Genomic DNA, 14469 nt, shown 5'->3' with positions numbered 1-14469 from the left:
TTTTTATTTTTAGAACAATGCTTTTGGATTGTAGTATTGTGCAGCGTTTTCTTTAGTAATTAATAAAGGAGCTGTATATGATTTTAATGGAAAATCCCTCTTTCCGTTAATATATTGTATGGCACATTCAACAGAATTTCGACCTATTTGCACAGGGCTATTCATTGCTGTACAACCGTAGAAGTCAGTATCCATGATGTATTTAATGGCTTCTTTTTGACCATCTGCTCCAGCAACAATCAAGATGTCATCTGTTTTACCAGCTTGTGCAATCGCTTTAATGGCACCTAAAACACAAACATCAGATTCTGTTATTACGACATTAATATCTGGATGTGCTACTAATACATCTTCCATAGCTTTCAATCCACCAGCATACGTCCACTCAGTGTACATTTGAGTAGCTACATTTAAATTGATGTAACCTAGTGTTCTTAATTGCTCCTCAGTAATTCCTTGCAACAATCCTTGCTTACGCGTTAGCCCTACAGGGTTTCCTGCATTCCCACTTAGTAATGCAATTTTCATTTTTTTAGTTCCAAATTTCTTAGCAACCCAAGCACCTGCTAATTCACCATTAGCTAGATTATTAGATTGAATAGTAGTAACAACTTCTGCAGAAGGGTCTATCGAACTATCAATGATGAATACAGGTATACCAGCTGCCTTTGCTACCTTAGTAACTGCAACAAGTGCCATAGGATCCTTTGGGTTAAGTAATAAAGCATCAACCCCTTTAGTGATCAAATCCTCTACTGCGGCAATTTGTTTATTGATATCACCTTGTCCGTCAGCTGACAAGAATTCCATTCCGTTAATTTCAGTGTTTTCTTTGATACTCATTAACAAAGCTTGGTAATAAGGAGCGTCAAGTGAAGGAGTACAATACCCAATCTTCATTCCTTTTAGATCTTTAGCGCTTTCAATCTTTGTAGCTTTTGAGCCACTAGACTGAACATCTGATTTTATCCTGTCGCTCTTATCAAGACAGCTAACAAGACTTAAAGCCACTGTTAACATTAATAAGGGTTTGACTGCTTTTTTGAAAAATGTTTTCATATTTTAATTTTTAAGAATTAGATCGAATAAGTATTTTAAAACAGCGCAATATCAACTTGTAATACTGCTTTTTGCTTTTCAGGATTCCACATTGCAGTCATTTCAATTGGGAAAGAAAAACCACCAGCTTTTACTGTGCGTGCATAAACAGCGCCTACATTGATGATATTTGCTTTTTGGTCTGTGTAAAAAGTTTTGTCAGTAAGGAAAGAGAAAGCACCACCAGTGAACAATGTCAAACTATTATTGTCTTTTTCCCAAACTTTATGCTTTACTTCTAGGTAATGTGTGTAGGAGTCTTTCAACGAACCATCATTTTGAACCTCATAATCACCAGATCTACCAGCTAAAATCGTTGCTAAATACAACGAAGTTTTATTAGTCACCTGATAACCAAAGTTTAAATCTACAAAATTATATCCTTGTGTTTTTTTATAACTCCAGTAATGTAATACATCCCCTCGTTCTTCTACACCCGTATAATTGTTGTGCGAAACGGCTTCGATAAAAAATTTGTCAGTAATGTGATAGGACGTATATATAGATAACTCTTTATAATTTGCGTTTACTCGGTCACCATCGTTAGTTGTTATTGGATCTACAGAGAAACCTACGCCACCCCATAAACCAAAAACAAATTTTTTATTTTTCGAATTGTATTCTAATGACGTTGCGACCATAGGACTTGGTGTTACCACGAAACCATGCCATGTATGCATATTTTTTAAATGCATGTGAATATTAAAAGGTTTGTAATCGCTACTATCTACGGCACTGCTTTTAGCGTCAATTGCAGTACTCTCTTGACCAAATATATTTTTAGGAGTAAATAATAGTATTATAGTGGCTAAGAAAAAAAGGTATTTGAAAGTATAGCTTACACTAACTTTAGCTGCCTTAGTCGTTTTTGGGTGGTTGATTAATAATTTCATACATACTATTTGTTAGCTTATCTTATAAAACGTATTACTGACGTTTAATAAAAACAAATATATATTAATTAGTAACATATAAAAGAAAATAGCTTTAAAAATAAATGATAATCTAAATAATTAATCAATAAAAATGATATATTAACATATTAATCTATATATTTTTACATATTTATAATGCGTTAAATGTACGCTTTATTGAATTATCTTAAAAATATTGATTGAATTTATGGTTTAATATAGTAATAATACAAAAAGACAATTATTCGAAAAAAAAAACAAAAATCACTACTACATCGTTTTTTTAGTAAGTTAATTTTTATGATTAGTTGTAAAATAGTGTAGATTTACACTTCCGAAAACGTTGTATTCATGATTAATGGCTGTTTCAAAATAGTAAAGTAATTGGAATTCTGTACTTAATCTCAAAATTTTGGTAATAAAATTATGTAACATTTAAGTAAATAATTATCTTAGAGTGTTACTAATTAAACCTTTAAAGAATCATGTTATTAATCGCAATCATTTTCCCAACGCTATCCTTTTTCCTAAGAGGTAAAATATTGACAGCGATTTTGTGTTTCCTATTGCAAATAACAATCATTGGCTGGATTCCTGCTTCAATCTGGGCAGTGCTCTCTTTACAAGATTCAAGAGCCGATAGACGCAATAAAAAACTAATTAAAGCTATTAGTAGAAAATAGAAAAATTGAGATTTCGATGAAATGAAGCTTTATAATTGAGGTTGCATTTTCAATTCAAACATTTTCATTTTCGAAAATAATATCATAAAAAAAGCCTGACAGATTATAAACTGTCAGGCTTTGCAAATGTATTCTTTATCTAAGATTACTCAGTAATCTCAACAACTTCAAGATCAAAAATTAGATCTTTACCTGCAAGAGGATGATTCCCGTCTAATACTACTGATTCTTCTCTTACTTCAACAACTAAAAGATTCATTTCTTGCCCTTCTGGAGTTCTAGAAACCAATCCCATACCCACTTCTGGAGCCATTTCTTGAGGTAATTCGCTTTTTGGTACTTCAATAATTAAATCCTCACGAGGATCGCCATAGGCGTCATCCTTAGTAATATTGATTGTTTTTTTCTCATTTAATTTCATAGCAATCAGGCCTTTTTCAAAACCAGGAATTAAGCTACCCTGTCCCAAGGTGAATGCCAATGGCTCTTTTCCTTCCGAAGTATCAAATACTTGTCCGTTTGCTAATTTTCCTGTGTAATGTACTTTAACCGTGTTGTTCTCTTTAACTTGAGTCATATTTTTTTAATTTTAAAACCTCCATTTCATTGTTGAAAAGGCTTCTGTTTAAACTTAATTTGACATTAAAAGCACCAAAACTGCGCCAAAATTGGTATTAATTCAATATTTATTTAAAAAATCAAGATTGTTTTAGCATAAATAAGCCTTCTGTAAGGCTTACAGCACTTTAAAGATATAATTTTCAAAAACGCTCGTAAGGGAAAGTAATTATGAAAAATTGTCAGTATGCTACATTTTCAGCAGCATTTGCAAGTTTGTACAAAAGTTATGATTTCTTTTTGTCATGAGTATTCTTAATTGAAATAGTAGTTAATTAAACGCTAATTGATCTAGATCAATGAGATTAGATATTAAGTATTGTAAATTTGTTTTTAATCACAAATAATTTATTACATATATGTCGAAACAACAATTATTAACACCATACAGCAAAAATATTACAGTAAACAATAGAGTCGTAATGGCTCCAATGACGCGTAGTAGAGCAGATAACGAAGGGAATGTACCTACTGATGATTTACATGGTTTATATTATGAGCAACGTGCATCAGCAGGATTAATCATTACAGAAGGTTCTCAGGTTTCTGCTGCAGCTGTAGGTTATATCAATACTCCCGGTATTTATACAGATGCACAGGTAGAAGGTTGGAAAAAAGTGACCAAAAGAGTACACGATAAAGACGGGAAAATTTATATTCAGTTATGGCATGTAGGCGGAATGTCACACCCTGATTTTCACAATGGTGCGCTTCCTTTATCGGCTTCTGCTATTAATCCAAATGAAAAATCGTATACTCCCGAAGGCTTTAAAGATACAGTTACCCCAAAGGCAATGACTATCGAAGAAATTCAAGATACCGTTGCTGATTTTAAAAATGGAGCAGTAAATGCTGTAAGAGCTGATTTTGATGGTGTAGAGATACATTCTTCCAACGGTTATTTGTTTCATCAATTTTTTAATGGAACTTCGAATGTGAGGACAGATGAGTATGGCGGTAGTATCGAAAACAGATGTCGTTTCTTTTTTGAAGTCTTAGATGCGGTAAAAGAAGTTATACCTCAAGAGAAAATAGGAGTTCGTTTTAATCCTTCATTAGATGGTATATTCGGAATGAAAATGGATGAAGAGACAATTCCAACCTTTGAATATATTATTAAAAAGTTAAATGATTACAATTTAGCTTACGTGCATTTATCAGAGCCTTTTACAGACGTTTCTACTATCCCGTTTGCCGTGCAAGAAATTGCTAAGCACTTCCGTCCATTATATAATGGTACCTTAATGATTAATTCTAATTTTGATCAAGAAAAAGGAAATAAAGTAATCGAAGACGGCTATGCTGATCTTGTCGCTTACGGAAAACCTTATATTTCCAATCCCGACTTGGTAGAGCGTTTTGAAAACAATTTAGAACTAGCTCCCTCGGATCAAGATACTTTTTATGTTCCGGGTGCAAAAGGATATACTGATTACGAACGGGCATCGAAATAATTAATTTTCGAAAAAGTAAAATATAAAACTTTTTTGTTATACATTTAATACAAAAAGCATTGATAATCAAACTATTGATGTTTTTTTGATACTATATAAATAAATTTTAAAATAAATAAAATGGCTACAACAACAGTAAAGGCTTACGGTACAACGGCTGCAACAGAAGATTTAAAACCGTTAAACATAGAAAGAAGAGCAGTAGGAAATGACGATGTGAAAATTGATATTACCTACTGCGGTGTATGTCATAGTGATATACACACTGCTAGGAACGAATGGCATGGATCCACGTATCCAGTAGTTCCAGGACATGAAATTGTAGGTCGCGTAGTAGAAGTGGGAGATGGCGTGAGCTCTTATAAAGTTGGAGATTTAGTAGGTGTAGGTTGTTTAGTTGATTCTTGTCAAACTTGTTCTTCTTGTCAGCAAGATTTAGAACAATTTTGTGAGGAAGGTGCTACTTTTACTTACAACAGCCCAGACAAACACATTGAAGGTAAAGAAACCTATGGAGGGTACTCAACTTCAGTAGTGGTTGATGAAAAATTTGTATTGCGAATTCCAGAAAATTTAGATGAAGCAGGAGCAGCGCCATTATTGTGTGCTGGAGTTACTACATGGTCTCCTTTAAGTCACTGGAAAGTAAAAGCTGGAGATAAAGTTGGTGTAGTTGGTTTAGGAGGTTTAGGTCATATGGGAGTTAAGTTTGCTAATGCCTTAGGCGCACACGTTGTAATGATTACAACATCTCCAGAAAAAGGTAAAGATGCCAAACGCTTAGGAGCTCACGAAGTTCTAGTATCTAAGGATGCTGAGGAGATGAAAAAACACCAAAACAGCTTCGATTTTATTTTAAATACGATTCCTGTAGGTCATGAAATGGATCCGTATTTAGGATTATTAAAAATTGATGCAACAATGGTCTTAGTTGGAGCAGTTGAGCCTTTAAAGCCATTTCATGGTGGAAACATTATCATGGGACGCAAACGTATTGCAGGTTCTTTGATTGGTGGTATTAAAGAAACTCAAGAAATGTTAGATTTCTGTGGAAAACATAATATTACTAGTGATATCGAATTGATTGATATGCAAGATATCAACAAAGCGTATGATCGTGTTACAAGTAATGATGTAAAATACCGTTTTGTAATTGATATGAAATCACTTAAATAATATCCTGTTATTTATTTATTGTAAAGCAGCATCTAAAATATATTTAGATGCTGCTTTTTTTTTTAGCATTAATTATATTTATTATTGTAGATAATTGCACCAAAGACTAGCCTACAAAACTATTAAATACTAATTACAATTTGTTTTGTTCACTCCAAGCAGCGGATCCCCACTCATCTAAGCTTCTTAAAATAGTTTCTAACGATAAACCCTTTTCAGTCAATTCATACTCTACTTTAGGAGGAACCACTGGATAAATTTTTCTAGATATTAGTCCGTCTTGCTCTAATTCGCGTACCGTTTGCGTAAACATTTTATTAGAAATAGCTAAAATGTGTTTTTGTAATATTCCGGAACGTAATGGACCTCCTAATAAATGAAATAATACTAATGGTTTCCATTTGGTTCCTATTAAATTCATTGTGAAATGTAAAGGGCAAAGATTTTCTTGATTCATTTTATGTTTTTAAATAACTCATATTGTGCATAATACTCCTATTGGTAACTATAGTACTTTTAGGTAAGTTATTGCTATACAGGCAAATATAGCATATCTTTGCAAAACAAAAAATATAATTATGACAACAAATAACAATTACCCAAAATCATTTTCACACATTGGTATTACTGTTCCAAAAATTCACGATGCTGTTCGTTTTTACTCTGAAGTAATGGGATGGTATGTTATTATGGAACCATCAACGGTGAAAAAAGAAAGTGAAACAGCGATAGGACAAATGTGCATTGATGTATTTGGAAATGATTGGGAAGAATTTGAAATTGCACATCTTTCGACTTCGGATGGAGTGGGAATCGAATTATTTTCGTTTCCAAATGGTGTAAAGGAGGCGCCAGAATTTAATCCTTTTAATACTGGATTGTTTCATTTTTGTGTCCAAGATCCCAATATTGAGGAATTGATCGAAAAAATAGTGGCTTACGGAGGCAAACAACGCATGCCGATTAGAGAATATTACCCAAATGATAAACCATATAAAATGTGCTATGTGCAAGATCCATTTGGTATCGTATTCGAAATTTACACGCACAGTTATGAACTAACATACTCATCAGGTGCGTATGCTGTTTAAAATACAAATGAAATGTAAAAAGCGATTTAGAACCTACTCTAAATCGCTTTTTTGATTTTACCTAAATACTTTTCTTAACGACCTTAGTAATTCTGCTTTTCTAGTTTAGCCCTGATGGCAGCGGCATCCTCTTGCTGGGCGATAGCCAAAGTAAGAGATACAGCGAACAGCAGGAGGGATGCTCAACTGCAAACTATTGTAGTGCTCCTTATTTAAAAATCAATTTTCACCTTAAAAAACGCATCTTAGAACGGGATATAAAACAGGAAAAATTGGGAATTAATTAGTAATGGATCTAGTTGTTTTGGCTAATGATTTTTTAACTTTATACTTTAAATAAAAATAAGGAACATGGAATATGCGATTACAATAAATCCAGCAACAGGAGAAGAGATAACAAAATACGAAAGGCTAACATCAACTGAAGTTCGAGATAAAATTACGATTTCTAAAGAAGCTTACTCACTCTGGAAACAAAAATCGTATGAAGAAAGAGCTGTTTTAATGCACAAGCTTGCTGATGTTCTTGATCAAAACAAAGAAGAATATGCGCAGCTAGCCACTCGCGAGATGGGTAAAGTAATAGGTCAATCTCGGAAAGAAATAGAAAAATGTGCCTGGATATGTAGGTATTATGCTGATACTACTTCTAGCTTACTCGCTGATGAAATCGTTCCTACAGAAGCATCTAAAAGTTATGTTACATTTCAGCCAATTGGTGTTGTACTAGCTGTTATGCCCTGGAATTTTCCTTTTTACCAAGTAATTCGGTTTGCTGTGCCAGCACTTATGGCGGGCAATACCGGCATTTTAAAACACGCTACAAATGTACAAGGTTGTGCTCTAGCAATAGAAAAAGCTTTTTTAAAAGCAGGTTTTCCAGAAGGTGTCTTTAGCAACCTGAACATTGACTCCAAAAAAGTTAAAGAAGTAATTGAAAATAAGAATATCGTTGCTGTAACTTTAACAGGAAGTGATCCTGCAGGTCGCTCGGTTGCCTCAATAGCAGGTCAGAATCTAAAGAAGACAGTAATGGAATTAGGCGGGAGTGATGCATACATTATTTTAGAGGATGCTAACTTAGAAGAAGTGACTGATTTAGCCACGCTGGGAAGACTACAAAACAACGGACAAACGTGTATTGCAGCCAAACGATTTGTTGTTCTAGATGCTATTTATGATAAATTTTTATCGCTATACACCCAAAAAATGAAAGCTGCAAAAATGAGTGAACCTACAGATGAAACGTCGTATTATGGACCTATGGCAAGAGTCGATTTACGAGACGAACTACATGAACAAGTATTGAAAACAATAGCGCAAGGAGGGAAGCTCATACTTGGAGGATATATTCCTGATCAAAAAGGTGCTTATTATCCAGCCACTATACTTGCTGATCTAAAGCCGGGAATGGAAGGTTTTGATAATGAGTTATTTGGTCCCGTAGCATCTGTCATTCGTGCCAAGGATGACGATGAAGCAATTGCATTAGCTAATAATTCTCAATTTGGATTAGGTTCCGGAGTTCTAACAGCAAATAAGGAGCGTGGAGAAAAAATTGCTTTACAGTTAGAAGCAGGAAGTAGTTTTGTAAACAAATTAGTAGTTTCCGATCCGAGATTACCATTCGGAGGTGTTAAAAATAGCGGTTACGGTAGAGAATTAGCAGCGTATGGAATTCGGGAATTTGTGAATACAAAAACGATTTGGATTGATTAACAGCTAAATAAGTGTTGTTTTAATTGTTTTACTAGCCTAATTTGGTTGTACTTGATATAGATCAACGAGGTTGTCGCGATAGCATTGTAAATTTGTATTTTTAAAAAGTTAAACATAAATTTATGAGTACACCAAACATAGCAAAAGAAGATATTATTGAAGGATTTAAGTTTAGACATGCAACAAAAGAATTTGATGCTACAAAAACGATTTCAGATGCTGATATGCATTTTATTTTAGAAACAGCTCATTTGTCGCCAAGTTCATTTGGTTTTGAACCTTGGCATTTTATCGTAGTTCAAGATGCAGCATTACGAGAATTATTGAAGCCTGTTTCATGGGGAGCGCCTTTAAAATTAGATACTGCAAGTCATTTTGTTTTAGGCTTATCGATGAAAGCGCCTATGGTAAAGCATGATTCTGAGTACATTAGCATGATGATGAAGGACGTTAAAAAAATGCCAGCTGATGTAATTGAAATGTATTCTAAATTCTATAGAGAATTTCAAGAGAGTGATTTTGAATTAGATACAGATAAAAAGTTATTCGATTGGTCTTCTAAGCAAACTTACATTGCTTTAGGAAATATGATGACGGCTGCAGCTTTGACAGGTATTGACAGTTGTCCAATTGAAGGATTTCATCAAGAAAAAGTGGAAATTTTATTAAAAGAGAAATTTGGTGTTGATACTGATAAATATGGGTTATCATTTATGATTGCTTTTGGTTATAGAAAAGCAGATCCAGCAAATCCTAAAACAAGAAGAAATATCGAGGACATTGTTACTTGGTTGTAATTTAAAACCCAATACAATATTATATTTTGGCTGTTGTGATTTTTAAATCCAACAGCTTTTTTTGTTACAAACAGTAATGTAAAGTACAAAAGTTATATATAGTGATCATTTCTACTCCTTTTTAACGTTACATATAAATGAACTATAATTTATATTATGTAAAATAGAATATTTAAAAATATCGCATTGTCAACTTTTAATCCACCGAATTGGTTATACTGCTTAGGCGTACTTTTGACTAATTGCTATCAAAATTGTAACGATACTAGTTTAAATTTAGATTATTGATAAAACGCATACTAAAGGTTAATGATTAATGCCATCACACTTTAAAAATTGCTATTTTTGTAGCACTAAATATGTTTACGAATTATGAATACAATCGCTGCACAAATTGCTGATTTTTTAAAAGAATTCACACCCTTTGATCACTTAACTTTTGAGGAGTTAGCTGAAATAGCGGGCAACATTCGTGTGGTAAATTTAGAAAAGAACAAAACATTGTTTCAAATAAACGATATTTTGCACGACAGCTTTTATGTAGTTGCATCAGGCGTTATTCATCTTTCTGTGATTGCTGATGCCGAAGAAACGATTTTAAACAAATGCCATGAAGGCTCGATATTTGGATTAAGAGCTTTTTTTGCTAAGAATAATTATCAAATGACTGCAAAAGCACGCGAAGAAAGCATTGTTTATGCTATTCCTATCGCTATTTTTAAACCATTTGTTACGAATAATTCAGCGGTTATGAATTATTTACTTGAAAGTTTTGCTTCTACTAATCAATCCTCTAGTACGAGTAATTCACAAGGTATTATAAGTTCAGACTCTTTTAGATACACAGACCAACAGTCTGAAATACAGTTTTTTCAAACCTTATCGTACAATACTGCTCCATTAGAAATTACCGAAAACAATTTAGTTAAAGAAGTAGCTCAGTTAATGTCGGAAACTCGCATAAACAGTGCTATTGTAATTAATCAGGACTTACCCATTGGGATTGTTACTGATACGGACATGCGTTCTAAAATAGCTACAGGACGTTTCTTGATTACAGATGTTGTTTCGAAAATCATGTCAAAACCAGTAGTTTGTGTTATAGAGAATGTTTCTCTTGCAGAAGCACAACTATTGATGCTTAAAAATAATGTTAGTCACTTATGTGTTACTAAAGATGGTACTGATAAAACTGCAGTAAAAGGAATCATATCGCAACAAGATTTAATTGCTGCACAAGCTAGTAATCCAGGTGTATTGATTAAGGAAATAAAAAAGTCACATGCATCTAAAGATCTGAAACAAATTCGTGTTCGATTAACTAATTTAATTCAATCTTCGATTCAAAAAAACATACCCTTACCGCATATTAACAATATTGCAAGCGAAATTAATTTTGCAATATTGAAGAGAGCAGTAGAGCTAGCTATTTTAGATTTAGGCTCCCCTCCTGCTCGATTTGCTTGGCTAAGCATTGGTAGCCAAGGTCGTAAAGAGCAATTATTGTTGACAGATCAAGATAGTATTTTGGTCTTTGAGGATGTTGCTCCAGATAAATATCGTGAGGTAAAAGATTACTTTTTAAGATTAGGAAAAAAAACAACAGCAACACTTGAAAAAATAGGTTATGAGGCGTGTCCTAACGGGCATATGGGTAGTAGTATTTCTTGGTGTAAATCTTTGACTGATTGGATAAAACAATACAACAATTGGATAAATACTCCAGGTGAAAATAGCAATGATATTAGTAGTATATTCTTTGATTATGAAATTGTTTTTGGAGAACAAAAAATTGAAGATGCTATCACAGAAGTCATTTTTAAAAGCACTAAAAACAACACGCTATTTTATGACTTTTTAGGAAACGACGCTTTGCGCAAAAATTCCCCTTTAAGTTTTTTCAAAAAATTCATTGTAGAAGAAGAAGGCCCTCACGAAGATAAATTTGATATTAAAACTAGAGCTATTATGCCACTTGTTGATGGTGCTCGCTTGTTCGCGCTAAGTAATGAGATTAGAGGAATCAACAATACATATGTTCGATTTAAGCAGCTCGCAATTTCTGATCCTAAGCACGCTGAAATATTTTTAGATTGTGCTGAAGCCTTTTTGACTTTGTCTAAATTTAGAACTCTTGAAGGTTTAAAAAACGAAAATTCTGGACAATACATAAACTTAGAAGAATTATCCAAACTAGATAAAGATAAATTAAAGAATGCTCTAGCTCCGATGCGTGAGTTAGAAGAATTAATAAAAAGTAAATTTCAACTAACTCAATTTTCTTAATTATGTTAGACTGGTTAAAACAAATAAATAAAGAAACTCCTGATTTTTGGAAAGTCTACTTAACAAAATTTGGTAAAAAATCAAATCGGTATGTGGTGCTATCGACAGAAACCTCAGGTATGAACTTAAGTAAGGACGTCATCTTATCAATTGGTGCCTTTGCAATAATAGATGATACTATCTACATCAAAGATAGTTTTGAAGCGGTGTTGCTACAATATAAGTTTTTGCATGATAATCATTTATCTAATGAGTTTATTATTGAGAGTACATTACCTAAACTTGCCGAAGTCGACGCCATAAAAGCTTTTATAGATTACTTAGGAAACGCAGTATTGGTAGGTCATCATATTGATTTTGATGTAGATATGATTAATGCTACTTTAGAAAGATTAGATTGCGGACGTCTAAAAAACGAGGCATTAGATATCGATATCATGCATCGAAAATATCATGATATAACAGACAAAGAATTTTCCCTAGATAAACTAGGAGATGCATACAAAGTAGAAAGAAGTGAGAGGAACACTGCTACAGAAGCTGCTTACACCATAGCATTACTCTTTTTAAAACTTAAATCAAGATTGGGTCTTAAATAATGTTGCCTTTTACTTTACTGTAATCGCTTTATAATATCGACCATGATGCGAAATAGAAACGGGAAGTAATTCATGAGAATAGTTGCAATGAATAAAGGGAATTCCTTCCTTTTTTACAATCGTTTGCTGTTCATTAACACAAGTAATTAGATCAAAATGAGATTCATCAGTCACTGCTATGCTATGTAAAAAATCATTTTCTATAGTCGTTTTGGTATAATAGTATTTCCCTTTACATAGTACTTTACCCTCGTACTCATTACTATACAAACACTCTAATTCTTGGGGAATAAAAGCTCTTATTCCCGTTTCTCGATTATAAATTTTATAAACGGCTTCCTTTCTACTCCATAAATTCCAAATGATAAGCTCTGGATTGTGGTGAGTTCGAATTAGTTTTTGCTCTTGGTCGGTAAATATTTTTGATATAAAGCCAGTTCGGCGCCAATTACTTTCTATTTGGGCTAAAGCTAAATCAACTACATCATTACCAATCATTTTTCGCTTAATTTGGTTTCAATAATTAAAAGTGTCGACTTTACATCCATCATTTTCTCCATCGATTCGTTGTCGATGTGAATTTGAAACGCATCCTCTACATCTAATATAATATCTACTAAATTTGCGGAGTTAATATTTAAATCTGCTATGAAATCAGTGTCTTCTGTAAAATTGTCAAAGGCGTCCTGATTACTTGAGTAAGGCTTAACAATACTTTTTAACTGCGCTATAATTTCTTCTCTATTCATTTTTTTATTTTTAAGCTTTATATTTTTTTAATATAATACATCCATTAACATCACCAAAGCCAAAACTAGCTTTAGCTATAATATTTAGTTCTAATTCTAACAGTTTTGTGGGTATTTTAGAAGCATCTACAATAGCCGTAATTTCAGGATGTAAATCTTCACAATTACTATTGGGAAAAACAAATCCATGATACAGCTGCAAAACTGTAGCCACGCTTTCCACACTTCCTGCACCAGATAAACAATGACCGACCATAGATTTTAAGGAATTGATGTAAGGAAAATTATTCCCTGAACGACCCAACGCTTTCGACCAATTTTCTATTTCTAGACTATCCTTTGAAGTAGCTGTTAAATGCCCGTTAATGGCATCAATATCATTAGGGTTTATATTTGCATTTTCTACTGCTTTTTTAATACAGTGTATAACAGCCGTTGGGTTCGGAGCTGTCATAGTACCTAGTCCTCTCTGACCGCCTGAATTAATAGTACCACCAATAATTTCGCCATAAATACGTGCTCCTCTCGCTAATGCAGTATCTAAATCCTCTAGCACCATTGCGCCTGCACCACTACCGGGAACAAAACCAGATGCACTTGCACTCATTGGCCTTGAGCCTGTTTCAGGCGAGTTATTATGCTTGAAAGTGCACACACGCATCGCGTCAAAGCCACCCCAAATATAAGGACCGCTATCGCTAGTGCTTCCAGCTAAAATTCGTTTAGCTTGACCGGAAACGATTCTGTCATAAGCCATCATAATACTTTCGACACCAGTTGTACAAGCCGACGAATTGGTCGTTACTTGATTCCCTAAACCTAATTTTCCACCTAAATAGGCACTTATACCACTATTCATAGTTTGTGCAACAGCAGTACTTCCAAGTCTACGAGTTTGGAAATCGTCAATTTTATATATGCTTTCTCGAAATTTTTCGATTCCAGAAGTTCCCGTACCAAAAATAGTTCCGCTATCCCAATCTGGATCTTCATTTTGCTCAATAGGTAAATTGGCATCTTTCCAAGCATCTATTCCTGCTATAACTCCGTATAAAATACCTGAAGAATTAAAATTTCTAAGTTCTAATTCTGAAAAATATTGTAAAGCTAATTCGGTTGATATTGCTGGAGTACCTGATATTTGACAGGAAAATTGTAAACGCTCCAATTCTGCATTTTTTGTAATCCCCGAAATACCGTTTTTTATGGCAGTAGTAAAAGCGTCTAAACCTACACCATTAGGAGCGACAATTCCCAAACCTGTGATCACAACTCGTTTTTTCAT

General features: G+C 33.6%; 15 protein-coding genes. 8 read left to right on the top strand and 7 right to left on the bottom strand.

What is annotated here, in order from left to right:
- Window positions 1-9 precede the first annotated feature (9 nt).
- Together H8R22_RS10715 and H8R22_RS10710 are read right to left on the bottom strand one after the other, a co-directional pair.
- Window positions 10-1059: a substrate-binding domain-containing protein gene (locus H8R22_RS10715; protein ID WP_187010375.1), complete on the bottom strand. Its 1050-nt coding sequence runs from the start codon at window positions 1057-1059 to the stop codon at window positions 10-12.
- Between the two features lie 35 nt (window positions 1060-1094).
- Window positions 1095-1991, bottom strand: coding sequence for a hypothetical protein (locus H8R22_RS10710; RefSeq protein ID WP_187010374.1), 897 nt, complete (start codon window positions 1989-1991; stop codon window positions 1095-1097).
- Between the two features lie 506 nt (window positions 1992-2497).
- Here H8R22_RS10710 and H8R22_RS15715 point away from each other — a divergent pair.
- Window positions 2498-2695, top strand: a complete 198-nt coding sequence (locus H8R22_RS15715) for a YqaE/Pmp3 family membrane protein (protein ID WP_187010373.1) — start codon at window positions 2498-2500, stop codon at window positions 2693-2695.
- Window positions 2696-2840: 145 nt separating this feature from the next.
- Here the strand turns inward: H8R22_RS15715 and H8R22_RS10700 are convergent, their stop codons facing one another.
- Window positions 2841-3272, bottom strand: a complete 432-nt coding sequence (locus H8R22_RS10700; protein ID WP_187010372.1) for an FKBP-type peptidyl-prolyl cis-trans isomerase — start codon at window positions 3270-3272, stop codon at window positions 2841-2843.
- 400 nt (window positions 3273-3672) lie between these two features.
- Between H8R22_RS10700 and H8R22_RS10695 the strand changes: the two genes are divergently transcribed.
- Window positions 3673-4767 (top strand): alkene reductase, encoded by a 1095-nt coding sequence (locus tag H8R22_RS10695; RefSeq protein ID WP_187010371.1) that lies wholly within the window; start codon window positions 3673-3675, stop codon window positions 4765-4767.
- Window positions 4768-4887: 120 nt separating this feature from the next.
- Entirely contained in the window at window positions 4888-5943 is a 1056-nt protein-coding gene (locus H8R22_RS10690; protein ID WP_187010370.1) for an NAD(P)-dependent alcohol dehydrogenase, read from the top strand.
- A gap of 133 nt (window positions 5944-6076) precedes the next feature.
- Here the strand turns inward: H8R22_RS10690 and H8R22_RS10685 are convergent, their stop codons facing one another.
- Window positions 6077-6400, bottom strand: a complete 324-nt coding sequence (locus H8R22_RS10685) for a winged helix-turn-helix transcriptional regulator (protein ID WP_187010369.1) — start codon at window positions 6398-6400, stop codon at window positions 6077-6079.
- A gap of 121 nt (window positions 6401-6521) precedes the next feature.
- Here H8R22_RS10685 and H8R22_RS10680 point away from each other — a divergent pair, with 121 nt between their 5' ends.
- From H8R22_RS10680 to H8R22_RS10660, 5 genes are all read left to right on the top strand, one after another.
- Window positions 6522-7034 (top strand): VOC family protein, encoded by a 513-nt coding sequence (locus H8R22_RS10680; RefSeq protein WP_187010368.1) that lies wholly within the window; start codon window positions 6522-6524, stop codon window positions 7032-7034.
- A 351-nt stretch (window positions 7035-7385) separates the two neighbouring features.
- Window positions 7386-8753 carry an NAD-dependent succinate-semialdehyde dehydrogenase gene (locus H8R22_RS10675; RefSeq protein ID WP_187010367.1) on the top strand — a complete coding sequence of 456 codons (1368 nt, stop codon included), beginning with the start codon at window positions 7386-7388 and terminating at the stop codon, window positions 8751-8753.
- A gap of 122 nt (window positions 8754-8875) precedes the next feature.
- Window positions 8876-9550 carry an NAD(P)H-dependent oxidoreductase gene (locus H8R22_RS10670; protein ID WP_187010366.1) on the top strand — a complete coding sequence of 225 codons (675 nt, stop codon included), beginning with the start codon at window positions 8876-8878 and terminating at the stop codon, window positions 9548-9550.
- Window positions 9551-9922: 372 nt separating this feature from the next.
- Window positions 9923-11836 carry a DUF294 nucleotidyltransferase-like domain-containing protein gene (locus tag H8R22_RS10665; protein WP_187010365.1) on the top strand — a complete coding sequence of 638 codons (1914 nt, stop codon included), beginning with the start codon at window positions 9923-9925 and terminating at the stop codon, window positions 11834-11836.
- Window positions 11837-11838: 2 nt separating this feature from the next.
- Window positions 11839-12435 carry a 3'-5' exonuclease gene (locus H8R22_RS10660; protein ID WP_187010364.1) on the top strand — a complete coding sequence of 199 codons (597 nt, stop codon included), beginning with the start codon at window positions 11839-11841 and terminating at the stop codon, window positions 12433-12435.
- Between the two features lie 9 nt (window positions 12436-12444).
- On the opposite strand, the gene H8R22_RS10655 is transcribed toward H8R22_RS10660, so the two are convergent.
- The 3 genes from H8R22_RS10655 to H8R22_RS10645 are packed head-to-tail and all read right to left on the bottom strand — an operon-like array spanning window position 12445 to window position 14469.
- Window positions 12445-12933, bottom strand: a complete 489-nt coding sequence (locus H8R22_RS10655; protein ID WP_187010363.1) for a 4'-phosphopantetheinyl transferase family protein — start codon at window positions 12931-12933, stop codon at window positions 12445-12447.
- Window positions 12930-13184, bottom strand: a complete 255-nt coding sequence (locus H8R22_RS10650) for an acyl carrier protein (protein WP_187010362.1) — start codon at window positions 13182-13184, stop codon at window positions 12930-12932. The genes H8R22_RS10655 and H8R22_RS10650 overlap by 4 nt, the downstream gene beginning before the upstream one ends.
- Before the next feature lie 10 nt (window positions 13185-13194).
- The gene (locus H8R22_RS10645; protein ID WP_187010361.1) at window positions 13195-14469 is read right to left on the bottom strand and encodes a beta-ketoacyl-[acyl-carrier-protein] synthase family protein; all 1275 of its coding nucleotides are present in this window, start codon (window positions 14467-14469) and stop codon (window positions 13195-13197) included.

The organism is Flavobacterium kayseriense, assembly GCF_014305095.1.
GTDB classification, from domain to species: Bacteria; Bacteroidota; Bacteroidia; order Flavobacteriales; family Flavobacteriaceae; genus Flavobacterium; species Flavobacterium kayseriense.
The sequence above is the reverse complement of the archived record's forward strand: the minus strand, read 5'-3'. Positions and strand labels throughout refer to the sequence as shown.